This is a genomic window from Streptomyces abikoensis (genome assembly GCF_014648775.1).
Taxonomy (GTDB): Bacteria; Actinomycetota; Actinomycetes; order Streptomycetales; family Streptomycetaceae; genus Streptomyces; species Streptomyces abikoensis.
Genome location: NZ_BMRT01000007.1, coordinates 270,206 through 293,087, shown reverse-complemented (window position 1 = coordinate 293,087; position 22,882 = coordinate 270,206). Strand labels below are relative to the sequence as shown.

At 72.3% G+C, this 22,882-nt stretch carries 20 protein-coding genes; 13 read left to right on the top strand and 7 right to left on the bottom strand.

Annotated features, from left to right (window positions below):
- Positions 1-29: 29 nt before the first annotated feature.
- A complete protein-coding gene (locus IE096_RS22930; protein WP_189454690.1) occupies positions 30-1,625 on the bottom strand; it encodes a class I adenylate-forming enzyme family protein in 1,596 nt (531 codons plus the stop codon).
- A 132-nt stretch (positions 1,626-1,757) separates the two neighbouring features.
- On the opposite strand from IE096_RS22930, the gene IE096_RS22925 reads away from it, so the two are divergent.
- The 4 genes from IE096_RS22925 to IE096_RS22910 all read left to right on the top strand — a co-directional run bounded on the left by IE096_RS22925 (position 1,758) and on the right by IE096_RS22910 (position 6,118).
- On the top strand, positions 1,758-2,987 hold the full coding sequence (locus tag IE096_RS22925) for an amidohydrolase family protein (protein WP_189454688.1): 1,230 nt from the start codon (positions 1,758-1,760) through the stop codon (positions 2,985-2,987).
- A gap of 5 nt (positions 2,988-2,992) precedes the next feature.
- Complete coding sequence (locus IE096_RS22920; RefSeq protein WP_189454686.1) at positions 2,993-4,162, top strand: acyl-CoA dehydrogenase family protein; 1,170 nt, start codon at positions 2,993-2,995, stop codon at positions 4,160-4,162.
- 9 nt (positions 4,163-4,171) lie between these two features.
- Positions 4,172-5,215: an acyl-CoA dehydrogenase family protein gene (locus tag IE096_RS22915; protein ID WP_189454684.1), complete on the top strand. Its 1,044-nt coding sequence runs from the start codon at positions 4,172-4,174 to the stop codon at positions 5,213-5,215.
- 423 nt (positions 5,216-5,638) lie between these two features.
- A complete protein-coding gene (locus tag IE096_RS22910; RefSeq protein WP_189454682.1) occupies positions 5,639-6,118 on the top strand; it encodes an ATP-binding protein in 480 nt (159 codons plus the stop codon).
- A 256-nt stretch (positions 6,119-6,374) separates the two neighbouring features.
- On the opposite strand, the gene IE096_RS22905 is transcribed toward IE096_RS22910, so the two are convergent.
- Positions 6,375-7,301: a cyclase family protein gene (locus IE096_RS22905; RefSeq protein WP_189454680.1), complete on the bottom strand. Its 927-nt coding sequence runs from the start codon at positions 7,299-7,301 to the stop codon at positions 6,375-6,377.
- A gap of 122 nt (positions 7,302-7,423) precedes the next feature.
- On the opposite strand from IE096_RS22905, the gene IE096_RS22900 reads away from it, so the two are divergent.
- The 5 genes from IE096_RS22900 to IE096_RS22880 all read left to right on the top strand — a co-directional run bounded on the left by IE096_RS22900 (position 7,424) and on the right by IE096_RS22880 (position 13,312).
- The gene (locus tag IE096_RS22900; protein ID WP_189454678.1) at positions 7,424-8,335 is read left to right on the top strand and encodes an SDR family NAD(P)-dependent oxidoreductase; all 912 of its coding nucleotides are present in this window, start codon (positions 7,424-7,426) and stop codon (positions 8,333-8,335) included.
- A gap of 33 nt (positions 8,336-8,368) precedes the next feature.
- A complete protein-coding gene (locus IE096_RS22895) occupies positions 8,369-9,556 on the top strand; it encodes an acyl-CoA dehydrogenase family protein (protein WP_189454676.1) in 1,188 nt (395 codons plus the stop codon).
- Positions 9,553-11,016 (top strand): aldehyde dehydrogenase family protein, encoded by a 1,464-nt coding sequence (locus IE096_RS22890; protein WP_189454674.1) that lies wholly within the window; start codon positions 9,553-9,555, stop codon positions 11,014-11,016. Before IE096_RS22895 ends, IE096_RS22890 begins: the two co-directional genes overlap by 4 nt.
- A gap of 27 nt (positions 11,017-11,043) precedes the next feature.
- The gene (locus IE096_RS22885) at positions 11,044-12,117 is read left to right on the top strand and encodes a Zn-dependent alcohol dehydrogenase (RefSeq protein WP_189454673.1); all 1,074 of its coding nucleotides are present in this window, start codon (positions 11,044-11,046) and stop codon (positions 12,115-12,117) included.
- Between the two features lie 163 nt (positions 12,118-12,280).
- Positions 12,281-13,312 (top strand): hypothetical protein, encoded by a 1,032-nt coding sequence (locus IE096_RS22880; protein WP_189454670.1) that lies wholly within the window; start codon positions 12,281-12,283, stop codon positions 13,310-13,312.
- A gap of 31 nt (positions 13,313-13,343) precedes the next feature.
- Here IE096_RS22880 and IE096_RS22875 read toward each other — a convergent pair whose 3' ends face one another.
- The 3 genes from IE096_RS22875 to IE096_RS22865 form a co-directional block, all read right to left on the bottom strand.
- Entirely contained in the window at positions 13,344-14,021 is a 678-nt protein-coding gene (locus IE096_RS22875) for a flavin reductase family protein (protein ID WP_229820528.1), read from the bottom strand.
- A 58-nt stretch (positions 14,022-14,079) separates the two neighbouring features.
- The gene (locus tag IE096_RS22870) at positions 14,080-14,955 is read right to left on the bottom strand and encodes an enoyl-CoA hydratase/isomerase family protein (protein WP_189454668.1); all 876 of its coding nucleotides are present in this window, start codon (positions 14,953-14,955) and stop codon (positions 14,080-14,082) included.
- A 73-nt stretch (positions 14,956-15,028) separates the two neighbouring features.
- A complete protein-coding gene (locus IE096_RS22865) occupies positions 15,029-17,254 on the bottom strand; it encodes an acetate--CoA ligase family protein (protein ID WP_189454666.1) in 2,226 nt (741 codons plus the stop codon).
- A 123-nt stretch (positions 17,255-17,377) separates the two neighbouring features.
- Here IE096_RS22865 and IE096_RS22860 point away from each other — a divergent pair, with 123 nt between their 5' ends.
- The gene (locus IE096_RS22860; RefSeq protein WP_189454664.1) at positions 17,378-17,845 is read left to right on the top strand and encodes a Zn-ribbon domain-containing OB-fold protein; all 468 of its coding nucleotides are present in this window, start codon (positions 17,378-17,380) and stop codon (positions 17,843-17,845) included.
- Between the two features lie 17 nt (positions 17,846-17,862).
- On the opposite strand, the gene IE096_RS22855 is transcribed toward IE096_RS22860, so the two are convergent.
- Positions 17,863-19,035 (bottom strand): thiolase C-terminal domain-containing protein, encoded by a 1,173-nt coding sequence (locus IE096_RS22855; protein ID WP_189454662.1) that lies wholly within the window; start codon positions 19,033-19,035, stop codon positions 17,863-17,865.
- Positions 19,036-19,133: 98 nt separating this feature from the next.
- On the opposite strand from IE096_RS22855, the gene IE096_RS22850 reads away from it, so the two are divergent.
- Together IE096_RS22850 and IE096_RS22845 are read left to right on the top strand one after the other, a co-directional pair.
- Entirely contained in the window at positions 19,134-20,399 is a 1,266-nt protein-coding gene (locus tag IE096_RS22850; protein WP_189454660.1) for an acyl-CoA dehydrogenase family protein, read from the top strand.
- Positions 20,399-20,884: a nitroreductase family deazaflavin-dependent oxidoreductase gene (locus IE096_RS22845; RefSeq protein WP_189454658.1), complete on the top strand. Its 486-nt coding sequence runs from the start codon at positions 20,399-20,401 to the stop codon at positions 20,882-20,884. Before IE096_RS22850 ends, IE096_RS22845 begins: the two co-directional genes overlap by 1 nt.
- Positions 20,885-21,101: 217 nt before the next feature.
- Here the strand turns inward: IE096_RS22845 and IE096_RS22840 are convergent, their stop codons facing one another.
- Positions 21,102-21,749, bottom strand: a complete 648-nt coding sequence (locus IE096_RS22840; RefSeq protein WP_126914621.1) for a TetR/AcrR family transcriptional regulator — start codon at positions 21,747-21,749, stop codon at positions 21,102-21,104.
- Positions 21,750-22,062: 313 nt separating this feature from the next.
- Between IE096_RS22840 and IE096_RS22835 the strand changes: the two genes are divergently transcribed.
- Positions 22,063-22,866: a VOC family protein gene (locus tag IE096_RS22835; protein WP_189454656.1), complete on the top strand. Its 804-nt coding sequence runs from the start codon at positions 22,063-22,065 to the stop codon at positions 22,864-22,866.
- Positions 22,867-22,882 lie beyond the last annotated feature (16 nt).

The following is a 22,882-nucleotide window of genomic DNA, read 5'->3' as shown; positions in this document are numbered from 1 at the left end:
CCCGGACCTGGGCTCGGGCCCGGCGTCGCTCAGTCGGCGAAGCGCTCGCGCAGCGTCTTCTTGAGGACCTTGTGCAGGGTGTCGTCGCGGGGCAGCGCGTCGACGAGCTCCAACTGCTCGGGCAGTTTGTGCACGGCCAGTCCGGCGGCGCGCAGATGGGCCGTGACGGCTTCGAGGGTCAGCGGCCGGGCGCCCGCCGGCTGCTGGACGACGGCGCAGACGCGTTCCCCGCGCAGCGCGTCGGGCAGACCGATGACGGCGGCGTCCTCGACGCCCGGGTGGTCGTGGAGGAACCCTTCGACCTCCTGGGCCGAGATGTTCTCGCCCTTGCGGATGATGATGTCCTTCACCCGGCCGGTGAGGACGAGGTGGCCGTCCTCGGTGAGCCGGCCGAGGTCCCCGGTGCGGAGGAAGCCGTCCTCGTCGAACGCCTCGGCCGTCTGCGCCGGGTCGAGGTAGCCCCGGCAGACGGCCTCGCCGCGCAGCCGTATCTCCCCGTCCGCACCGGTGGGGACGGGGGCGCCGTCCCGGCCGACGACCCGGACCTCCATGCCGGCGGCCGGCCGTCCCTCCGTGGCGGCCAGCTTCTCCTCGGGGTCGTCCGGGCACCCCATGGTGATCATCGGCGCCTCGGTCATCCCGTAGCCGTGGGCGAGCCGGCAGCCCAGTTCGCGGACCACGTCGTGGTGGAGCGCGGGCGGCCGGGGCGCTCCGCCGCCGGCCATGAGCCGGAGCGTGGGGAGCAGCCTACGGGCGGGGTTCTTGCGCTGCTCGGCGAGGAACATCGCGTAGAACGCGGTCGAGCCGCCGGCCACGGTGACACCGTGGCGCCGGTAGGCGGCGAGCGAACCGGGCAGCGAGAAGTGCTCCACGAGCAGTGCCGGGAAGCCGCGCAGGAGCAACGCGACGGTGTATTCGGGCCCGGCCACGTGGGCGTAGGGGAAGGCCATGGAGCCGACATCGTCGGGGGTGAGCCGGAGCGTGTCGGCGAGGCAGGCGCCGGCGGCGACGAGGGCGCGGTCCGTGTGCAGGACGCCCTTGGGGCCCGCCGTGGTGCCGGACGTCCAGAAGATCCAGCGGACGGCCGTGCCGTCGGCCGGAGGGGGCGGGAGGATCGCCGGGTCGGCTTCCGGGAGGGCGTCGTGGGCCAGGAACACCAGGGGCGGCGTGGGCAGGGTCAGGGCGACGCGGTGGGCCATCGGCGTGTGGTCGAAGCCGCGCCACAGCCCGGGGACGGCGAAGTACTCGGCTCCGGCGGCCCTGAGCGCGTGCCCGACCTCGTGGTCGCGGCAGGCGGGGACGAGGGGGCTCTGGACGGCGCCCAGCCGGGCCAGCGCGAAGGCCAGGACGACGGTTTCGACGCGGGTGGGTAGCTGCCAGGCGATCCGGCTCCCGGGGCCCACGCCGAAGGTGTGGAGCCAGGCGGCGACGCGCTCGGCGCGGGAGCGCAGCCCGCCGAAGGTCATCCGCCGGTCGCCGCCGGGCGCTCCGTCCCGCGCCTCCCGCGCGGGCTCGTCGGCCTGGACGAGCGCGAGGGCGTCCGGGGTGAGCTCCGCGCGGCGCTCCAGGAGCTCCCAGAGCGTGCGGGAGGCCGCCAGTTCCCGGGCGTCGGTGCCGTTCCGCATGAGCAGCGCCTCTCGATCTGACGGTATGTCATACCGGGCCGGAGCGTAGGCGGTCGCGCCTTGTTGGTCCAGGGGGCGAGGGCTAGCCTCCTAGTGAACTGACGGAGTGTCAGATTTGGCGAAGGGGCATCCATGGAGCTGCCGCGCATCGTCAGCGTCGACGACCATGTGATCGAGCCGGCCCATCTCTTCGAGACCTGGCTGCCGGCGAAGTACCGCGACCGCGGCCCGCGTTCCCTGACCGCCGGGATCGGGGAGCTGGAGTACGTAGGGGGCACCTACCGCGTCACCATGGACCCGGACGGGCCCCCTACCGACTGGTGGGTCTACGAGGGCCTCCGCTTCCCCTACAAGCGCGTCATCGCGGCCGTCGGTTTCTCGCGGGACGAGATGACCCTGGAGGGCATCACGCGGGAGGAGATGCGCCGGGGGTGCTGGGACCCGAAGGCGCGGCTGGCGGACATGGACCTGGGGCACGTCGAGGCGTCCCTGTGCTTCCCGACCTTCCCGCGCTTCTGCGGCCAGACCTTCGCGGAGGCCCAGGACAAGGAGGTCGCGCTGGCCTGTGTGCGGGCCTACAACGACTGGATGGTCGAGGAGTGGTGCGGCGACAGCGGCGGCCGGCTGATCCCGCTGTGCCTGATCCCGCTGTGGGACGTGGAACTGGCCGTGGCCGAGATCCGGCGCAACGCGGCACGCGGCGTGCGGGCCGTGACCTTCAGCGAGATCCCCACGTACCTCGGCCTGCCGTCGATCCACTCCGGCTACTGGGACCCCTTCTTCGCCGCCTGCGAGGAGACGGGGACGGTGGTGTGCATGCACATCGGGTCCTCCTCCCAGATGCCCGCCGCCTCCCCCGACGCGCCCCCGGCCGTCCAGGCCACGCTGTCCTTCAACAACGCCATGGCCTCGATGTCGGACTTCCTCTTCAGCGGCGTCCTCGTCCGCTTCCCCCGGCTGAGACTCGCCTACAGCGAAGGACAGATGGGCTGGATCCCCTACGCCCTGGAACGCGCCGACGACGTCTGGCGCGAACACCGCGCCTGGGGCGGCGTTCGCGATCTGATCCCCGAGCCGCCGTCGACGTACTACTACCGGCAGATCTACTGCTGCTTCTTCCGCGACAAACACGGCATCGACTCGCTCGACACGGTCGGCCGCGACAACGCCACCTTCGAGACCGACTACCCCCACGTGGATTCGACGTGGCCCCACACGAAGGAAGTGGCTCTCGACCACGTGCGGGGCCTCGACGAGGAGACCGTCCACAAACTGATGCGCGGCAACGCCATCCGCATGCTCGGCCTTGACCTCGACCGCGACCTCGACCTTGGTCTCGACCTCGACGAACCGGGGAGCTGAGCCCGGTGGACCTCGACCGCACCGCCGAAGAGGAGGAGTTCCGCCGGGGGCTCCGCGCCTGGCTGGACGCGACGCTGCCCGAGCTGCCCCCCAAGCCGTCACCGGACGACTGGCCCGCCCGCCGCGCCTACGACTGCGCCTGGCAACGGGCGCTGTACGACGCCGGATACGCCGGCCTGCACTGGCCCGCCGACTCCGGCGGCCGTGGCGCCCTCCCCGGCAAGCACCTGATCTTCCTGGAGGAGACCGAACGGGCGGGCGCCCCCTATGTCGGCGCCAACTTCGTCGGCCTCCTCCACGCGGGCCCCACCATCGCGACCGAGGGGACCGCCGCCCAGCGCGCCCGGTGGCTCCCGCCCATCCTGCGCGGCGAGGAGGTGTGGTGCCAGGGCTTCTCGGAGCCGGACGCCGGTTCCGACCTGGCCTCCCTGCGCACCCGCGCGGTCCGTGACGGCGACGCCTATGTCGTCACCGGCAGCAAGATCTGGACCTCGCACGCCGAGGTGGCCGACTGGTGCGAACTGCTCGTCCGCACCGGCCCCCCGGACTCCGGCCGCCGGGGCCTGACCTGGCTCGCCCTGCGCATGGACGCCCCCGGGGTGACGGTCCGCCCGCTGCGGACCCTCGCCGGGTCGGCGGAGTTCGCCGAGGTGTTCCTCGACGGGGCGCGCGTGCCGCTCTCCCATCGCGTCGGCGCCGAGAACGACGGCTGGCGCGTCACCATGGTCACGCTCTCCTACGAGCGCGGCACCGCCTTCGCGGGGGAAGTCGTCGCCTGCCGCCGCACCCTCGTGCGGCTGGCCCGCGCGGCACGGGAGAACGGGCGCTGGGACGACCCCGCCCTACGGCGCCGGCTCGGCCGCCTCAACGCCGAATTCGGCGCGCTGTGGCGGCTCGTCCAGTGGAATACGAGCGAGGCGGAAGCGGCGCTGCGCGCGGGCGGCGACGGGGTGCCCGGTGTCGGTGCCTCCGTCTTCAAACTGCGCTATTCCCACGCACGACAAGAGCTCTACGACGCGGCCGCCGACGTCCTGGGGCCGCTCTCCCTGGACGCCGATCACGAGTGGACCACCGGGCGCCTCACGTCCCTCGCCTACACCATCGCCGCCGGTACCTCCCAGATCCAGCGGAACATCATCGCCGAGCGTGTCCTCGGCCTTCCCAAGGGGCGGTGACCCAAGGGCATGGACTTCCGGCCGAGCCATGACCAACGCGCGCTGATCGCGGGAATGCGGACACTTCTGTCGGCGCGATTCCCCCGGGAGAAACTCCGGGAGGCCGTCGATGCCGAAGTGCCGGAAACCACTCTCGACCGTTCACTGTGGCGGGAGTTGGGCACGTGCGGATTCTTCTCCCTGAGGCTCGCGGAGAAAGACGGTGGAGCCGGCCTGGGCCTGCCCGAGTCGGTGTTCCTCTTCGAGGAGGCGGGCCGCCATCTGCTCCCCGGCCCGCTCGTCGCCACCCACTTGGCGGCCGGACTGATCCCCGGCGTCGCCGAGGGCGAGACGGTCGTGACGGCCTTGGAGGGGCCCGGCATGGTCGAGCATCTCGCCATAGCCGATGTCGTGCTCGTCCTGGACGGGGACCGTGGCTGTCTCGGGGTGCTGGAGGTGACGGACGGTCACGGGCCGAGCGTCCTGGCGGGCCGCCCGGTGCGGTCGGTGGACCCCACGACGCCCCTCCATCACGTGGTGTCGACGCCCGAAGGGGCGCGGGCTTTGCCGGGCGCGGGCGTCGGAGGCGGCGGGCTCGCCGGGGACGATGCCGCTCGCCTCCTGCGGGAGGCGGCGCTGCTGACCGCGGCGCAGCAACTCGGGAGTGCCGGCCGGACTCTGGACATGGCCGTCTCCCACGCGAAGAACCGCAGACAGTTCGGCCGCCCGATCGGCGCCTTCCAAGCCGTGCAGCACCTGTGCGCGCAAATGCTCGCCCGTACGGAACTCGCACGCGTAAGCGTATATGCGGCGTCACTCACGGCCACCGAAATCGATATCGCCGGAGCCCGGCTGCTTGCGGACGAGGCGGCCGTGCGGAATGCCCGTGACTGTTTGCAATTGCATGGCGGCATGGGCTTCACCTGGGAAGCGGATGTCCATCTCCACCTGAAGCGGGCCTGGCTGCGGCGGGCGCAGTGGCGGCCGACCGAGGACGCCGAGGAGTCGCTGGCCCGGGCCCTGCTCGCCACGCCGGGAGAATCGCCCGGAGAAAATCGCGAACCATTCGAATGACGCGGGGTAATCGACCTCGGTCGAAATGCCGCCCTTGCCACCCGGAATGATCACGCTGCGTCGATATCGAGTTGTGTTCTTCGCGTGACTCGTCACCGTATGGAGTCGCGCCGGGTTTCGGGTACTCTCCGTGAGATGCGAGTGGTTCAGGGGCGCAATAAATCCGGTCCCGCCGAAGAAGCGGTGCCGGGTGAGGAAACGCCCTTCGTCCTTGTCGGCCCGGAGGCGGGAACGCCCCGGTGTCCGAACCCCTCAAGCGCGCGTCGCACAGTATGCAGTAGGCGCGCTCCTTCGCGCCGGAATATGCCCGAAGCGCTTGTCGGGGTGACTGTAGGTCAACCATGCTTTCGCCGAAGGGGGTCACGCTGTGTGATCCCGTCAGGCAGCGAGGCGTTGTGTCCGCCGGTTCGGATGGTGTGAGCGGTGCAGGTGCTTCAGGTGCAGATCGAGGTGGGGGCCGACCCCTCGGAAGTGGGGCGGGCCCGTCGGTGGGCGCGGTCGCGGCTCGCCGGGTGCGGGATAGGGCTCGACGAGCCCCTGGCCGAGACGCTGATCCTGCTGATCTCGGAGCTGGTCACCAACGCCGTGGTGCACACCGGCTGTCCGGCCGTCCTGCGGATGCTCCTGCCGGGCGCCGCGAGCCCCGCCGGACGGGCGCTGGACGCCCGGCCCGGCACGGTCCGGGTCGAGGTGGCCGACATCAGCGCCCGGCCGCCGGCGCGGCGGTGGGCCGAGGGCGGTGACACGGGAGGCAGGGGGCTGGAGTTGGTGGACGGACTCGCCGACCGCTGGGGCTGGCAGCGCGAGGGCACCGGCAAGCGCGTCTGGTGCGAGGTCGACCGCGGCGGCCCCTGCTGGAGTAGTGCTTTCGAGCCACAACACGCCGCGACAAATCGGGCGTAGTCGACAAAGTCCAGACCAGGTGTTGACGTGAAGTGGTCACGTGATCACCCTTGGATGCAGCGATTCGTTGCGAGGGGACGTCGAGAGGTCCGGCTGTCCTGGGCTGCCTTGGCGAGTGCGGGTCGCGATCCGGCGCGACGACAGGGCTGAGGCGCCGGAGCTGGTTGGCGGCGCACGGTGCCGTGCTCGGGGTGCGCATCTGTGCGCCGCCGCCCACCCGTTGCCCCGGGAGTCTGCCCGCGCCCGGGCGCCGTCGTCAGAAGATCGCCACAGGCGCCACGGGTGTTCCCGTCCCGCCGACGAACGGCTCCGGCATGGCCGCCAGGAAGAAGGCGTAGCGCCGCTCTTCCGCGCATACGGCGGAGAGTTCCTCGAGATTCCAGTTCTGGCCCTGCGGCATCCCCATCTCCACCAGATCGAGCGCGTGTACGGGCATCCAGAGGTCCGTGATCTCCGGCGGGAAGATCTCGAACGTGAGGGTGTCGTTGGCGACGGCGGCCACGTCCCGGGCGTGGAACCACTCGGGCGTGCGGATCGACAGACCGGGGGAGGGGTGGGCGTACGCGTGCTTGTCGCCGGCCAGGAACCGCTGGATCTGCCCTGTTCTGACGAGCACGATGTCGCCCGGCCGGACCGCGACCCGGGCCATCTCCTCCGCCGCCTCCAGGTCCTCGGGCGTGACGGCGTGGTCGCCGTCGAGCCGGTCCACGCCCCTGGCGCGGGCGACGTCGAGCAGTACGCCGCGCGAGACGATGTGCCCGGCCTTCTCCACGCCGTTGAAGGCCGAGCGGCTCTGGGCGGTGATCGATTCCGCCGGGCGGCCGTTGTAGAGCTTCCCGCTGTGGGAGACGTGCGAGAGCCCGTCCCAGTGGGTACCGGCCTGCAGCCCCATGGTCACGATGTCGTCGCTGGTGGCGACGGTGCCCGGCCCGAACAGCTCCACGTTGATCGCCACCATGGTGTGCAGCGGGTTGATCCTGCCCGGGATCACGCCCGTCTGGACGCCGTCCTGGTGCAGGGGCAGCGCGAGTGGTACCCGCTTGCCGACCGTCACGGTCGCGGCGGCCTCGCGCACCACCTCGTCGGTGATGAGGTTGAGCGTGCCTATCTCGTCACCCTCGCCCCAACGACCCCAGTTGTTAAGTCGTTTGGCCAGTTCGTAGAAATCGGACGGCAGCGGCATGGATGTCCTCCCGGATGGCGGCTGTGCGGCTCCGCCGCGGCTTCGGCCGCGGGGCTTGTGCTCGCGCCCGTGCTGCCCAAAAATCTAACGGACCGTCAGAAACCGCGGGAGGGGGCCACGCCGTGGGGAACTTCTTGGCAGGCAAGGTGATCGCCGTCACCGGCGCCGGACGGGGGATCGGCAGGGCGGTCGCCCTTGCCTGCGCCGCCGAGGGTGCCCGGGTCGTCGTCAACGACTACGGGGTGTCCGTGGCGGGCGAGGAGCCCTCGAGCGAGATCGCCACCGCCGTCGCCAAGGAGATCGAGGCCCTCGGAGGCGAGGCCACGGCCGTCGCGGACGACGTCTCCACCATGGCCGGAGGCGGGCGGATCGTGGACACGGCGATCGCCCGGTACGGCCGCCTCGACGGCGTCGTCTGCGGAGCGGGCATCCTCCGCGAGCGCATGATCTTCAATATGACCGAAGAGGAATGGGACTCGGTCATCGCCACCCACCTGAAGGGCACCTTCACCGTCTTCCGCGCCGCCTCCGCCGTGATGCGCCGGCAGCGCTCCGGCACCCTCATCGGCTTCACCAGCGGCAACCACCAGGGAAGCGTGTCCCAGGCCAACTACGCCTCGGCCAAGGGCGGGATCATCTCCCTCGTCCGCAGCGCCGCCCTGGGCCTCCACAAGTACGGCGTCACCGCCAACTGCGTCGCGCCCGTGGCCCGCACCCGGATGTCCGCCGGCGTCCCCATGGAACTCAAGGAGATCGGCGAGCCCGAGGACGTGGCTCCCCTGGTCGTCTACCTGCTCGGCGACCGCGCCCGGGAGCAGGGCGTCACCGGCCAGGTCTACACCGTCGCCGGCCCCAAGATCGCCGTCTGGGCCCAGCCCCGCGAACTGCGCGCCGCCTACGCCGAGGGCCGCTGGACCCCCGAACGGATCGCCGAGGCCCTCCCGGAGACCATCGGCGTCGACCCGATGCCCCTGCTGGACCGGCTCCGGGACATGGCCGACGCGGCCGCCGCCGGCCGGCGCCCCAACGCGTGACGCGGCGGACCGCGAAGGGAGGGGCGCGACGCCATGGACTTCGCATTCGGGCCGGAGGACGAGGCCTTCCGCCAGGAGGCCCGGACCTGGCTGGCCGAGCACCTGCCCGGCCACACGGCCCGGCACCGGGACGATGACGGGCACCCCGCGCCCGGCCGCGCGTGGGAACGCGAACTCGGCACCGGAGGCTGGATCGGCCTCGGCTGGAGCCCCCACCGCGGCACCCACGGCAACCGCACGGCCTCCCTGACCCGGCAGGTCGTCTGGGCCGAGGAATACGCCCGCGCCGGAGCGCCCGCCCGCCTCGGCCACCTGGGCGAGAACCTCCTGGCGCCCACCCTCCTCGCCCACGGCGACGACGCCCAGTGCGCCCGCTTCCTCCCCGCCATCGCCCGCGGCGAGGAGATCTGGTGCCAGGGCTACAGCGAACCCGGCGCGGGCTCGGACCTCGCCGGTGTCCGGACCACCGCCACACGCGCCGACGGCGGACGCGTCTACCGGATCGACGGGCAGAAGATCTGGACCTCCCTCGCCCACGAGGCCGACTGGTGCTTCGTCCTCGCACGCACCACCAAGGGCTCACGGCGCCACCACGGACTCTCCTTCCTCCTCGTGCCGATGGACCAGCCCGGCCGCGTCGAGGTCCGGCCGATCCGCCAGCTGACCGGGACCGCCGACTTCAACGAGGTGTTCTTCGACGGCGCCGAGGCCGGCGCCGAACACCTCGTCGGAGGGGAGGGCGACGGCTGGCGGATCGCCCTGGGGCTCCTCGCCAGGGAACGCGGAGTGTCCACCCTCGTCCAGCAGATCGGCTTCGCGGCCGAACTGGCGCGAGTGGTCCGCCTGGCCGTGGAGACCGGCGCCGCAGAGGAGCCGGCGGTACGGGACCGGCTCGTACGGCAATGGGCCGAACTCCAGGTCATGCGCTGGAACGCCCTGCGGACCCTGGGGGCCGCGGACACCCCCGGGGCGCCCAGCGTCGCCAAGCTGCTGTGGGGCGGCTGGCACCAGCGGCTCGGCGAACTGGCGATGCGAGTGCGCGGCGCCCCCGCCACCCTGGGGCCGGACCCCTGGAGCGCCGACAGCCCGTACCGGCTGGACACCCTGCAACGCCTGTTCCTCTTCAGCCGAGCCGACACCATCTACGGCGGCTCGGACGAGATCCAGCGCAACATCATCGCCGAGCGCGTACTCGGTCTGCCCAAGGAGGCACGGACATGACGGAGTACGGGCACTGGATCGCCGGCGCCTGGCGCGCGCCGGAAAAAGGGCACTATCCAGTTGTCAATCCGGCGACCGAGAAGGTCGTCGGGGAGGCCCCGGAGTCGACTCCCGCCGAAGTCGCCGACGCCGTGGCCGCCGCGCGGGCCGCGCAGGACGGCTGGTCCCGTACACGACCGCGCGAGCGCGCGGCCGTACTGGACCGGATCGCTGATCTGATCACCGAGCGGAGCGAGGAGCTCGCGCCCCTCCTCCAGGCCGAGACCGGCGCGACGACACGCGTCACCTCGGCCATGCAACTCCCCACCGCCGCCGAACGCTTCCACCGGTACGCGCGGGGCGCGACGGAACCGCACGTCGTCCCGCTCGCGCCACGCCCCGTCAGGGCGAGCCCCCTCGCACCCGGCGGCCTGCTCGGCGCCGCCGCGGTGCGCCGCCCCGTGGGCGTCGTCGGCTGTATCACCTCCTACAACTTCCCTCTCGTCAATCTCGCGGGCAAGGTCGCGCCCGCCCTGGCCATGGGCAACGCGGTCGTCGCGAAGCCGGCGCCGCAGGACCCGCTCTGCTGCCTGGAGCTGGGCCCGTTGTGCCGCGAGGCCGGGCTTCCCGACGGGGTGTTCAACGTGGTCACCGGCTCGGGCGCGGGAGCCGGGGAGGCGCTCGTGGCGCACCCCGGCGTCGACATGATCAGCTTCACCGGTTCCAGCGCGGTGGGAAAGAAGATCGCCGAGGCCGCGGGGAGGTCGATGAAGCGCACCCTGATGGAGCTGGGCGGCAAGGGCGCGGCCATCGTCCTGGAGGACGCCGACGAAGCGGTGGTCACGTCGGCGGTCGGGGCGGTCGGTTCGGTCTGGTCCTTCCACAGTGGGCAGATCTGCACGGCGCCGACCCGACTGCTCGTCCACCGGTCGCTGTACGAGCGGGTCGTCGCCGGTCTCAGACACTACGCCGGGTCACTGATCGTCGGGGACCCTGTGGATAACTCCACGACCGTGGGCCCGTTGATCTCCGCCGAGCAGCGCGACCGCGTCGAGGCCCACATCGCCGGGGCCCGTGACCAGGGCGCCCGCATCGTCGTCGGCGGCACGCGCCCCGCCGTCCGCCCGGGGTTCTACGTCGCCCCCACCCTCATCACCGACGTCACCCCCGACATGGCCGTGGCGCGCGAGGAGATCTTCGGCCCCGTCGTGGTCGTGCTCGTCTTCGACGACGAGGACGAGGCGGTCCGTATCGCCAACGGCACCGCGTACGGCCTCCACGACTACGTCTTCAGCGCCGACGCCGGCCGCGCCTGGGCCCTCGCCGCCCGGCTCCGCAGCGGAAACGTCGGCGTGAACACCGTCCAGCGGCATCCCGAGACGCCCTTCGGCGGGTTCAAGGAGAGCGGGATCGGCCGCGACGGCGGCTCGTTCGCCCTCGACGCGTACAGCGAACTCCAGTCGGTCGTCTGGCCGTCCTGAGCCCTGCCCCGGAGAGGATCACCACTGATGAGAGGCGTCATCTTCGACGGCGAGCGGCCGCGTTTCGTCGACGACCTGGAGGTACGGGACCCGGGCCCCGGCGAGGTGCTCGTCGCCGTCGCCGCGGCCGGCCTCTGCCACAGCGATCTCGCGGTCGTCGACGGCACCATCCCGCATCCCCTCCCCGTGGTCCTCGGGCACGAGGGCGCGGGCGTGGTCGAGGCCGTCGGACCGGGCGTCGCGCACGTCTCACCCGGCGATCACGTCGCTCTGTCCACTCTGGCCTCCTGCGGCGCCTGCGCCGACTGCGACCGGGGGCGGCCGGCCATGTGCCGCGCCGCCTTCGGCAGGCCCGGCAGGCCCTTCCGGCGGAACGGGGAGAGGCTGTTCCACTTCGCGGCCACGTCCGTCTTCGCCGAGCGGACGGTCGTCAAGGCCGTCCAGGCCGTCAGGATTCCCGACGACGTCCCGCTGGTCCCGGCGGCCCTCCTCGGCTGCGGAGTCCTGACCGGCGTCGGCGCGGTACTCAACCGTGCCCGCGTGGGCCAGGGCGAGTCCGTCCTCGTCATCGGGGCGGGCGGGGTCGGCCTCAACGTGCTGCAGGGGGCCCGGATCGCCGGTGCCGCCCCGATCGTCGCCGTCGACGCCCATCCCGCGAAGGAGAAGACGGCCCGGCTCCTCGGCGCCACGCACTTCGTCCACGCCTCCGCCGGCCGCGACGTCCTCGCCGCCGTCCGGGAGGTCCTGCCCGCCGGAGCCGACCACGCCTTCGAATGCGTCGGCGACGTCCGGCTCGTCCGGCAAGCCGTGGACCTCCTCGGGCGGCACGGCCAGGCGGTCCTCCTGGGCGTGCCGCCCCTTGGCGCGGAGGCGTCGTTCCCGGTCTCGTCCCTCTATCTGGACAAGTCGATCCTGGGCTGCCGCTACGGCTCGTCCCGGCCGCAGCACGACATCGCGCTCTACGCCCGGCTGTACCGGGAGGGTCGCCTGATGCTCGACGAACTCGTCGGCCGGATCCATCCCGTCGAGGAGTTCGCGCAGGCCATGGACGACATGAACAACCATGCGGTGGCCCGGGGCGTCCTCTCCTTCGACCGGTGAGCCGGTCGTCCTCCATGTGATCCCCGCCGTGGGTCTTGCGCGGGCCGTCGCCTGAGTGTGGGGTTGGCCCGTGCCTTTCGTGCCGTTCAGGCCCGGATCCAGGCCAAGCCGGAACGGAACCTCGCGGCCTCTGGGGGAATCATTCTTGGAGAGAGGGGCTGACATGACACAGCAGGCTGAGCCGCACCCGATAGCGGAAGAGGCACCGGACGAGGCGACGGACGCCGTGTCCGGGCCGTGCTGCGGAGCGCCGCACCGGGCGCCGCGCGACGACGGGTTCGGCGCCGCGTTCTGCGCCTCGATGGCCACGCTCTGCGCGGAGATCGTCGTCGCCGCGACGGCCGCTGTGCTCGTCCTTCTCTCCCGGGAGCACGACGGGCTCCCCAAGGGACCCCTCCTGATCGCCGCCGTGGCCCTCGGTGCCCTGCTGCTGACCGTGCTGCTCAGCGGCTTCGTCACCGCGGCCGCCGTCATGCCCGCGCTGACGCTGGCCCGGCGGACGGCACGCGCCCGGAAGCGGAGCGACAGCGCGCTGTGGACCGCCGGGGCCGCGACCGCCGTCGCCGCGGCGGCCGTCGTCGTGTTCGGCGGCGTGGCCGCGCTCGGCAGCCTCTCCCTCGCGCGGCCGCTCAGCTACCCCATCTGGTGGGGTGCCCTCACGGTCGCACTGGTACCCGCCGCCTTGGCCGGCCGGGCGGCCGCCCGCAAGGTCCGTGAAAGCCGGTCCGGCAGCGTGGCCCGCCGGGTGACGCGTGACGGACTGCTGGCCTGGCTGGTCGTCGGCGTGCTCGGCGCCGGGGCGTACGGCACGGGCCTGGTGAGCGTGTACGAGCCGCCGCGCCTGACCAGGTCGGACCTCGCCGGCACCTGGACGGACGGCCGCGGCGGCACGGTCAAGCTGGACTCGGACGGCAACGCGATCGCCGAGGGGCTCGACAACTTCATCTGGGACGGCACGGGCAAGGACCGGCCCAAGGACTGCGACGGCTCCGGCACCTGGACGCCGGTCAAGGACGGCGGCCGGGTACAGGGCGTCTCCATGCGGATCAGCTCCTGCGAGCTGTCCCGCGACTGGAGCGTCATCGGCACGGAGAAGGAGCCGCGGATCTTCCACGAGATCGGCAAGCCCGGCTCCGGCAAGCGCTACGTGCTGACGAAGGTGGTCAAGCACAAGAAAAGGCACCGGGAGAAGTGACCGCAGGGGCGCGACAGGGCGGACGCGCCCGTCAGGGGCGGGACGCCCGCTCGTCGTACGTCCCGAACGCGTCGAAGGTGCCGAAGCCGCTCCGGTGGAACAGCAGGGGACCCGCGCTCGCCGCGTTCTCGTCCTCCCCCAGGGCCGCCACACGCCCCACGACGATGAGGTGGTCCCCGGCCGTGTGCACCGCGTGGATCACACAGTCGACCCAGGCGGGCACGCCCTCGATCCTGGGCGAACCGGTCGCCGGGGCGGGCGTGTGGGGAACTCCGGCGAACTTGTCGGCCGTTTGCGCGCCGCTCACCGCGAAACCTCGGCAGAGGGTTCCTTGCCCGGAGCCCAGGATGTTGACGCAGAAGACCCCCGCGCGGGCCACGCGGGGCCAGGTCGTGGACGTACGGCCCACCATGAAGACGACCAGGGGCGGGTCGAGGGACAGCGAGGCGAACGACTGACAGGCGAAGCCCGCCGGAGGCTCGCCGTCCGCTCCGGGCGCCGTGATCACGGTGACTCCGCTGGCGAAATGCCCCAGCACCGTCCGGAAGTCCTCCGTGTGCGGCGGAGGAGGTTCGTCCGCTCGTACGGCCCGCAAGGCCGGGCGGGGGAGCGGCTGAAGGCGCGGGGCGGCCGGGGCGGGTGAGCCGGCCGATCGCAGATAGCGCAGGGCGACGTCCGCCATACCGGCGTGTCCCATCATGGCCCCCATTGAAACTGATGGTGTGTGAGATCGGTACCCCGTGCGCGGGAGCCGGTGGCCATGGCGGTCACCGCCCGCGGAACGCGGGGCTCCGGCGTTCGAGGAAGGCGACGAGGCCCTCGGCCGCGTCCGCCGTCGTGGCGTTGATCTCCTGCGCGGCCGCCTCGGCGGCGAACGCCGTGCCGCGATCGGCGTCGAGCGAGGCGTTGACGAGCTGTTTCGTCAGGGCGAGGGCACGGGTCGGGCCGTCGGCGAGCCGCCGGGCCCACGCCCGTGCCATCTCGTCCAGTTCCTTGTCCGCGACGACGCGGTTGACCAGGCCGAAACGTTCCGCCTCGGTGGCGGAGAGCGCGTCGCCGAAGAACATCAGCTCCTTCGCCCGGCGCGGACCCACGAGGCGGGCCAGCAGGTACGCGCCGCCGCCGTCGGGGACCAGACCCCGGCGGACGAACACCTCGAGGAAACGGGCCGATTCCGCCGCCAGGACCAGGTCGCAGGCGAACGCGAGATGCGCGCCGAGCCCGGCGGCCGTGCCGTTCACGGCCGCGATCACGGGCTTCTCGCAGTCCAGCACCGCGCCGATGAGCCGCTGTGCGCCGTCCCGGATCGTCCGGGCCACATCGCCGGGGGCGCGGTCGGTGAGGGCCGTTCCCGGCACCGTCCGCAGGTCGGCGCCCGCGCAGAAACCCGGGCCGGTGCCGGTGAGGACCACGGCCCGGACGGCCGGGTCGGCCGAGGCCCGCGCGAAGTGGGAAATCAAGTGTTCGCGCTGGTCAGGGGTGATGGCGTTGAGTGCCTGGGGCCGGTTGAGGGTCAGCCACGCCACCCCGTTGTCAGTGGTGTGCAGTACCAATGACTCAGCGGATCCGGTGGACGCGGCGGACCCGTCCGGTTCGCCGCGTCCACCGGGCCCGGGGGATGTCTCACGGGGGGAGAGCGTCATGGGGGAGCTCCTTGTCCTACGGGCGGCCGGGCGCGGCCCGGCCGCGCGGGGTGCGGCGGTGATGCCCGATGCCTCAACGGCAGACGGCCAGCGCGTCGAGGGCCACGGCGCCCTGTCCGCGCTCCAGCACCACGAGCGGGTTGACGTCCAGCCCGGCGAGGCCGTCGCCCAGCTCCAGGGCCATGCGCTGGACGCGCAGGACGGTCTCGACGAGGGCGTCCACATCGGCCGGGGGAGCCCCCCGGACGCCGTCCAGCAGGGCCCGCCCGCGCAGTTCGCCGAGCATGGCCCGCGCGTGGTCCTCGCCGAACGGTGGCACGCGTACGGCGGTGTCGTCCAGGACCTCCACCAGGACGCCGCCCAGGCCCACCGTCACGGTGGGGCCGAAGAGGGGGTCGCGGGTGATGCCGACGGTCATCTCGACGCCCTGGTCGACGAGCTGGCAGACGAGCACTCCGTCCAGTGGCAGTCCCTCGTAGCGGGCGATCTCGGTCAGCTCCCGGTAGGTGTCGCGGACCTGGCTGGCCGAGGTCAGCCTGATCCGCACCAGGCCGAGCTCCGACTTGTGGCCGAGTCGCGGCCCCGAGGCCTTCATGACCACGGGATAGCCGATCTGGCCGGCCGCCCGGACGGCCGCGGCGGCGCTGGTCACCAGCTGTTCCCGGGGTACGCGTATGCCGTACGCGCGCAGGAGCTGTTTCGCCGCGTGCTCGCTCAGTTGCTCGCCCGGGCGCAGCAGCGCCCGCGCCTTGCGGGCGGACGGGGACAGGGTGCGCGGGGCGTCGTCGAAGGGGGAGCGGTAGCCGTCGGTGAAGCGGTGGTGGTCGAGGTAGGCGCGGACGGCGGTGACGCAGTTGGCGAACGTGCGGAAGGTGGCCACGCGCGAGGAGCCGAGGAGGGTGGTGCGATAGGCGTCCTCGGTGCCGACGGGCGAGCCCCACACCACGCACACGAGTTTGTCGGTCTTCTCCGCCGCGTCCACGAGGTCCCGTGCGAGCCGGTCGCTCAGGGGCGGGAAGGGGCCGGTGATCGGGCAGACGAGGACGCCGACGGACGGGTCGGCGAGGATCGCGTCGATGATCTTCGGGCCGCGCCAGTCACCGACGGGATGGCCGCCGTTGTCGACGGGGTTGGCCACGCTCAGATAGCCGGGGATCCACTGGTGGAGTTCGTTCTGCTTCGCGGTGGAGAGGAGGGGCAGGTCGAGGCCGGCCGCGGAGGCGAGGTCGGCGAAGTGGGCTCCCGTGCCACCGGAGATCGAATACACGGCGACGCCCTGGGCGCGCGGCGGGCGGGCGCGGGCGAGGAGGGCCGCGGTGTCCTGGAGCTCGTCCAGGCCGTTCACGCGGATCACGCCGTACTGCCGCATGGCCGCGTCCACCACGTCGTCCGCGCCGGTGAGCTTGCCGGTGTGGGTGGCGGCGGTGCGGGCGCCCGTCTCGGTCCGGCCGACCTTGACCATGACCACGGGCACCTTGTGGCGGGCGGCCCGGTCGGCGGCGAGCAGGAACGCGCGGCCGTCCTTGAGCCCTTCCACATAGGCGGCGATGGCGCCGACCTCGGGCCGGGTGGCGAAGTAGGAGAGGAAGTCGGCGCACTCCAGGTCCGCCTCGTTGCCGGTCGGCGCCCAGTGGGAGAGCCGGATGCCCAGCTCCTGGAGGGCGAAGACGGGCCGGCCCTGGTGGCCTGACTGGGTGATCAGGGCGATGGCGGGGCCGTCGAGGTCGTCGCGGAAGCGCTCGAAGGCGTTCAGGTTGGTGTTCGGGCCGAGCAGCCGGGTGCCGGAGCCCTGGAGCGCGGCGGTGAGCCGGGCCTGGGCGGTGGCGCCCTCGGTGCCCGTCTCGGCGAAGCCGGAGGCGAAGACGACGGCGAACCGGGGCCGGGTCTCCTTGAGTTCCTCGAGCACGGGGGCCGGGTCGCCGACGAGCAGGACGGCGAGGTCGATCCGCTCGGGGAGATCGCGGACGGAGGCGTGGCAGGGGAGGCCGAACACGGTCGTGCGGGTGGGGTGCACGGGGTGGACGCGGGCGCCGACACGCCCGGCCCAGTCGATGAGTTGGCGGGTGATGGCGGTGTTGGGCCTGCCCTCGGTCTCGGAGGCGCCGATGACGGCCATGGTCCGGGGGCGGAAGAGCCGGTCGAGGTCGGGGACGTCCGAGGAGAGGGGGCGCCCGCTGACGTCGGTGTCCTCGCCGGTGGTGGTCGTGCCATGGACAGCAGGGCCGGGGTGGCGGCCGCAGGCCGTCACCCGGGCGGGACGGGAGGTGGTGGTGAGTGTGCCGTGAGTAGATCCGAGCATCGTTCTCGCCCACTCCTGCTCAATGGCCGATAAGCTGACGGTAAGTCAGATTACTGAGCTGATGGTCCATCAGGAACAGGGTGTGCACCGGAACGATCGGAACGTGGAGGGAAGGAGTACCCCTTGACGCGACCGGCGAGAGCGGATGTGCCGGAGATCGACGACTTCACGCGCCCCTACTGGGACGCCGCGGCAGAGGGACGGCTGTTGATACGCCGCTGCCGCGCGGCCGGGTGCGGGCGGGCGCACCACTACCCACGGGAGTTCTGTCCGCACTGCTGGAGCGCGGACGCGGGCTGGGAGGAGGCGGGCGGGGGCGCGACGCTCTACACCTGGTCCGTCGTCCACCGGAACGACCTGCCGCCCTTCGGCTCGCGCCTGCCGTACGCGGCCGCCGTGGTCGACCTGGACGAGGGGCCGCGCATGACGACCGAGGTGGTCGACTGCCCCGAGGGGGAGCTGAGGATCGGCATGCGGCTGCGGGTGGCCTACCGGCGGCTGCCCGACGCCGGGGTGGTGGTGCCGGTCTTCCGCCCGGAGGGGGTGGCTGGGCCGGATAGGACGGCTGGGCCGGAGGGGGTGGGCGGGTAGTCCGTCGGTCTGGCAGGTTATTCGCGGGCGAGGACGACCGTCCCCGATGAGCAGAACCAGCCTCCCGTCCCCGAGGCGACGGCGAGCCGGGGAGGGCGGCCGTGGGCCCTGCGCACCTGGCGGGCCTCCTCCGCCTCGCCGCGCAACTGCCGTACGGCCTCGACCAGGAGGAACAGGCCGCGCATGCCCGGGTGGCAGGCGGAGAGGCCACCGCCGTCCGTGTTGACGGGCAGCTCGCCGCCGATGGTCAGCCTGCCCTTCGCCGCGAACGCGCCGCCCTCGCCCTTGGCGCAGAAGCCCAGGTCCTCCAGCGTCACGAGGGTCATATAGGTGAAGGCGTCGTAGAGCTCCGCCACCTCGATCTCCTGGGGTGTCACGCCCGCGCGCGCGAAGGCCTTCCGGCCGGAGAGCGCGGCCGGGGTGACGGTGAAGTCCTCCCAGGCGGACATCGTCGCGTGCGAGACGGCGGTTCCGGCGCCCAGTACCCACACGGGAGGCTTCGCCGTGTCCGGCACGTACTCCTCCGCGGCCAGCAGGACGGCGCACCCTCCGTCGGAGCGTACGCAGCAGTGCAGCGTGGTGAAGGGATCGGCGACCATCGGTCCGCCGAGGACGTCGTCGACCGTGAGGGGGGAGCGGTACAGGGCGTACGGGTTGTGAAAGGCGTTGGCGCGGGTTTGAACGGCGATGTCCGCCAACTGTTCCAGCGTGGTGCCGTACTCGTACATATGGCGGCGTGCGGCCATCGCGTACTTGGCGATGAGGGTGTGCCCGTACGGTGCCTCGAACTGGGCGGGGCCGCGCGTGCCGAAGGACAGGGCGGCGGTGCGCCGGCCGGCCTTGATGTCGGCGCGGGCGGTGGAGCCGTAGACGAGGAGCACGACCTCGGCGTGCCCCTGGGCGATGGCGTCGGCGGCGTGTGCGGCCATGACCTCCCAGGTCGCCCCGCCGACCGAGGTCGAGTCCACCCAGGAGGGCCGCAGCCCCAGGTATTCCGCGACCTCCACGGGCGCGAGCGTGCCGAGTCCGGCGGAGGCGAAGCCGTCGATCAGCGATCTGTCGAGTCCGGAGTCGGCGAGGGCGCGGCGGGCGGCCTGGGCGTGCAGTGCGTAGGGCGTGACCGCGTCGAGACGACCGCAGTCCGAGAGGGCGACGCCGACGACAGCGGCCTTGCGCGTGCCTGGGGTCATAAACCTGACGGTACATCAGATAAGGGTCCGCGCGGTCTGGGAAAGCGTGGCGGCCCTCTTTAATATGACGCCTCGTCAGTCAGGAGGTGGCTCTGTCGATGGACGCCGCGTTCAGTGACGAACAGGAAGAGATCCGCCGCACGTTGCGCGAGGTGCTGGCCAAGCACGCGGGCATGGCCGAGGTCAGGGCGGCGGTGCTGACCCCGGCCGGTCATGACACGGACCTGTGGCGGCGGCTCGCCGAGCGGCCGGGGCTGCCCGGCCTGGCCGTCGAGCGGCGGTACGGAGGGGCCGGTTGCGGCCTGCTGGAGCTGGCCCTGGCCTGCGAGGAGGCCGGACGGGTGCTCATGCCTTCGCCCCTGCTGGCCACGTCCGCCATGACCGTCCCCCTGATCGCCGCCCTGGGCACGCGAGAGCAGCGGGACGATCTGCTGCCGCGCTTGGCCTCCGGCGAGCTGACCGGGACGCTCGTCGTCCCCCGCGGCACGCTGTCGGCCGCGCTCGGGCTGACCGGGCCGGGCCCCGTAGACCGTTCGCGGGAGGGCGGTCGGTCGCGTATCGACGACGGGCCTTGGGACGGCGACTGGGCGGGCGGTGGTCGGGCGGGCGGGGTGCAGGCCCGGCGTTCCGGTGACGGCTGGCGGCTCTACGGGGAGGCCCCCCAGGTGCTCGACGGGCACAGCGCGGGTCTGCTGCTGGTCGCCGCGCGCACCGGAGGCTACGCCGACGCCCGCACCCTGCTCTTCGTCGTACGGCCCGCGACGGCCTCCGGGGTGACGCGGACCAGGCTGACCTCGCTGGACGAGACACGTCCCCAGGCCCGTGTCGAGCTCCGGGACACCGAGGCGGAGCCGCTCGGGCCGCCCGGTTCCCGTATGCGGGGGGCGCCGGCCGAGGTGGGCGCCGGGGTGGCGGCCGTCCTCGCGGCCGAGGCGGTGGGGGCGGCGGACCGGGCGCTGGAGCGAACGGTCGGGTACGCGCGCGTGCGTGAACAGTTCGGCAGGCCGATCGGCTCTTTCCAGGCGGTCAAGCACCGGCTGGCGGACCTGTACGTCGCCGTGGAGGCCGCCCGTTCCGCGGCCTACTACGCGGCGTGGTCCGGGCGGCCCGCCGTGGCGGGTCTCGCGCTCACGCAGGCGCTGGAGACCGCCAGGAGGGTCTCCGGTGAGGCCGTGCAGCTGCACGGCGGCATCGGGGTGACCTGGGAGCACGAGGCACAGCTGTACTTCAAACGAGCGGCTTCGGACGAGCTTCTGTTCGGCCCGGTGGACCGGCTGCGGGCCCGGGCGGCCGAGACGGCCGGGCTGTTCGACACGACAGGGCCGTTTGGCGTTCCGGGAGAGAGGGAAGCGGTGGTGTTGTGATGGCGACGGTCGAACGCCTCGTACAGAGAATCTCCTCGACCCGGTCGTTCGCGCGATTCGCTCCGCATGTCGTTCCGTCGCTCGACCGCGCGGTGCACCGGCTGACGGGCGGCAAGGTGCTGCTGAGCACCCGCCTGCTGCCGAGCTGTCTGCTGACCTCCACAGGCGCGAAGAGCGGCCTCTCCCGCAGGACGCCGCTCGCGTGCATGCCCCTGAAGGACGAGGACGGAACGGTCGGTGCCTGGATCCTCGTCGGCAGCAATTTCGGCCGCCCCGGGCATCCCGCCTGGTCGGCCAACCTGCTGAAGCACCCGGACGTCGTGATCAGCTGGAAGGGTCAGGAGATCCCGGTGCGCGCGCGGCTGCTGAAGGGCGCGGAACGGGGGGCCATGTGGTCGGCGGTGGTGAGGTTCTGGCCGCCGTACGCCCGCTACCAGGCGCGCGTGGAGCGGGAGATCCGGCTCTTCCGGCTGGAACGGCGGTAGCGGCGGCGACGACGCCGGGACCCTTCGCGGGAATGCGGCACGGCTGGGGCCGCCCGGGCTCGATGGCCCGGGCGGCCCCAGCCGCCACGATGACAGGACATGCGAAGGGCGGGCGACCTTGACGTGCCGGCACGTTCGAAGTGCCCGCACGCTGCGGGAACGCGGCGAGGAGCGCGGCACGCGGACGGGCCGGGTGGCCGCGGCGGGCGCGCGGTCGCTACTTGGTCGGCTTCTTGCCGGTGATGCCCAGGTGGACGATGAGGGCGAGGTTCGGCTTGAGCTCGGCCTGCTTGACTCCCCAGCTCTGGAAGCCCTTCTGGTGGGAGGCCACCGCGGCGAGCATGGCGACGAGCGAGCCCGCGACGGCCGCCGGGTTGAGGTCCTTGTCCACCTTCCCCTTGGACTGGAGCTCCTTGACGGAGTCCGTAAGGGAGTTGGTGACGGCGTTGAGGATCTTCATGCGGATCTTGTAGAACCGCTTGTCGCCCTCGGCCGCGCCCAGGTCCACGACACGAAGGATCGCGTCGTGTTTGCGCCAGAAGCCGAGGAAGCCGTCGACCAGTTCTTCGGCCGCCTGCCAGCCGGACTTGCCGACCCAGGAACGGCCCGCGACGAGATCGGTGAGCGTCGCGCCTTCCTTCGCCATTTCCTCGGCGATTTCGAGGACGGCGCCCTCGACGTCGGGGAAGTACTGGTAGAAGGTCGCCGGAGAAGTGCCGGCCCGGCGGGCGACATCGATGACCTTGACATCGCGGTAGGGCGAGGAGCTGAGCATTTCGCTGAGGCAGTCGAGCAGCTTCTGCCGCGTCGCCTGACCGCGCCGACCGGCCACGCGGCCGTCGACGGTGCGTACTTGTCCTGTCATGCCGTCAGCTTACCGAGGGGTGATCGGAGCGCGATTCGGCCGCATGCAAATGGGGGCAGGGGTGCGCGAAGGTATGTCATCGCAGGTCAGACGGTGTTGGAAGGGGGGACGGGAGAGCCGGACCGGATTGGCCCGTACCGGTGAATTGTCCTATCAACAAGCTGTGGACGGAGAAGCCGACGGCTCCGATTTCCGGTTATCCACAGGCCGAGCGAGATCGGCGATCTGCCTCTACCGTGGCTGCCAGAACACTCCGCGTAGCAGACGTCCCGCCCGCACGCGCGGAACCCGACCGCGCGGAAGGAGCCGCACCATGAGCGCAGCCACGGAAGCATTCCGCGAAGGCGCGCCGTGCTGGGCGGACGTCATGCTCGCAGATGTGGAAGCCGGCAAGCGCTTCTACGGCGGACTTCTCGGCTGGACATTCGAGGACAGCGGGGGCGAGTACGGGCACTACACCCACGCATTCCACGACGGGAAGAACGTCGCCGCGCTGGCACCCAAGCCGGACGGCCGGTTCCCGACGGCCTGGTCGATCTATTTCGCCTCCCATGACGCGGTGGCCACCGCGGACCGGATCAGGGCGGCCGGCGGGCAGATCTTCATGGGCCCGATGCCTATCGGTCCGTTCGGCACGATGCTGATGGCCGCCGACCCCGGCGGGGCCGCCTTCGGCGTCTGGGAGGCCGGCAGCCACCGGGGCTTCGAGAAGCGCGGTGAGCCGGGCTCGTACGGCTGGGCCGAGGTGTACACGTGGGACGCCCCGGCGGTCGATCCCTTCTACGAGGCGGTCTTCGGTTTCACCACGCACGACGTGAGCGAGGAGGCGGGCATCGAATTCGCCGTCTGGACGCCCGCCGGAACCCCGGGCACCCCGGAGAACGCGGTCGCGGGCAGAGCCGTCATGGACGAGCGGTTCCCCCGGGAGATGCCCGCGCACTTCCTCGCCTACTTCGTCGTCGAGGACTGCGACGCGGTGGTGCGCGAGGCGCTCCGGCTGCACGGGCGGGTGCGCAGGGAGCCGCAGGACACGCCGTACGGACGGTTCGCCGTTCTCGCCGACGACCAGGGTGCCGACTTCGCCGTGATCGACGTCGCGCACCCGGCGCCGGGATAGCCGACGGGCCCGGGAG

Coding starts and splice junctions, on each gene's coding strand:
- IE096_RS22930 (WP_189454690.1), bottom strand. CDS start 1,625: ATGCGGAACGGCACCGACGCCCGGGAACTGGCGGCCTCCCGCACGCTC.
- IE096_RS22925 (WP_189454688.1), top strand. CDS start 1,758: ATGGAGCTGCCGCGCATCGTCAGCGTCGACGACCATGTGATCGAGCCG.
- IE096_RS22915 (WP_189454684.1), top strand. CDS start 4,172: ATGGACTTCCGGCCGAGCCATGACCAACGCGCGCTGATCGCGGGAATG.
- IE096_RS22905 (WP_189454680.1), bottom strand. CDS start 7,301: ATGCCGCTGCCGTCCGATTTCTACGAACTGGCCAAACGACTTAACAAC.
- IE096_RS22895 (WP_189454676.1), top strand. CDS start 8,369: ATGGACTTCGCATTCGGGCCGGAGGACGAGGCCTTCCGCCAGGAGGCC.
- IE096_RS22890 (WP_189454674.1), top strand. CDS start 9,553: ATGACGGAGTACGGGCACTGGATCGCCGGCGCCTGGCGCGCGCCGGAA.
- IE096_RS22885 (WP_189454673.1), top strand. CDS start 11,044: ATGAGAGGCGTCATCTTCGACGGCGAGCGGCCGCGTTTCGTCGACGAC.
- IE096_RS22880 (WP_189454670.1), top strand. CDS start 12,281: ATGACACAGCAGGCTGAGCCGCACCCGATAGCGGAAGAGGCACCGGAC.
- IE096_RS22875 (WP_229820528.1), bottom strand. CDS start 14,021: ATGGGGGCCATGATGGGACACGCCGGTATGGCGGACGTCGCCCTGCGC.
- IE096_RS22870 (WP_189454668.1), bottom strand. CDS start 14,955: ATGACGCTCTCCCCCCGTGAGACATCCCCCGGGCCCGGTGGACGCGGC.
- IE096_RS22865 (WP_189454666.1), bottom strand. CDS start 17,254: ATGCTCGGATCTACTCACGGCACACTCACCACCACCTCCCGTCCCGCC.
- IE096_RS22855 (WP_189454662.1), bottom strand. CDS start 19,035: ATGACCCCAGGCACGCGCAAGGCCGCTGTCGTCGGCGTCGCCCTCTCG.
- IE096_RS22850 (WP_189454660.1), top strand. CDS start 19,134: ATGGACGCCGCGTTCAGTGACGAACAGGAAGAGATCCGCCGCACGTTG.
- IE096_RS22845 (WP_189454658.1), top strand. CDS start 20,399: ATGGCGACGGTCGAACGCCTCGTACAGAGAATCTCCTCGACCCGGTCG.
- IE096_RS22840 (WP_126914621.1), bottom strand. CDS start 21,749: ATGACAGGACAAGTACGCACCGTCGACGGCCGCGTGGCCGGTCGGCGC.
- IE096_RS22835 (WP_189454656.1), top strand. CDS start 22,063: ATGAGCGCAGCCACGGAAGCATTCCGCGAAGGCGCGCCGTGCTGGGCG.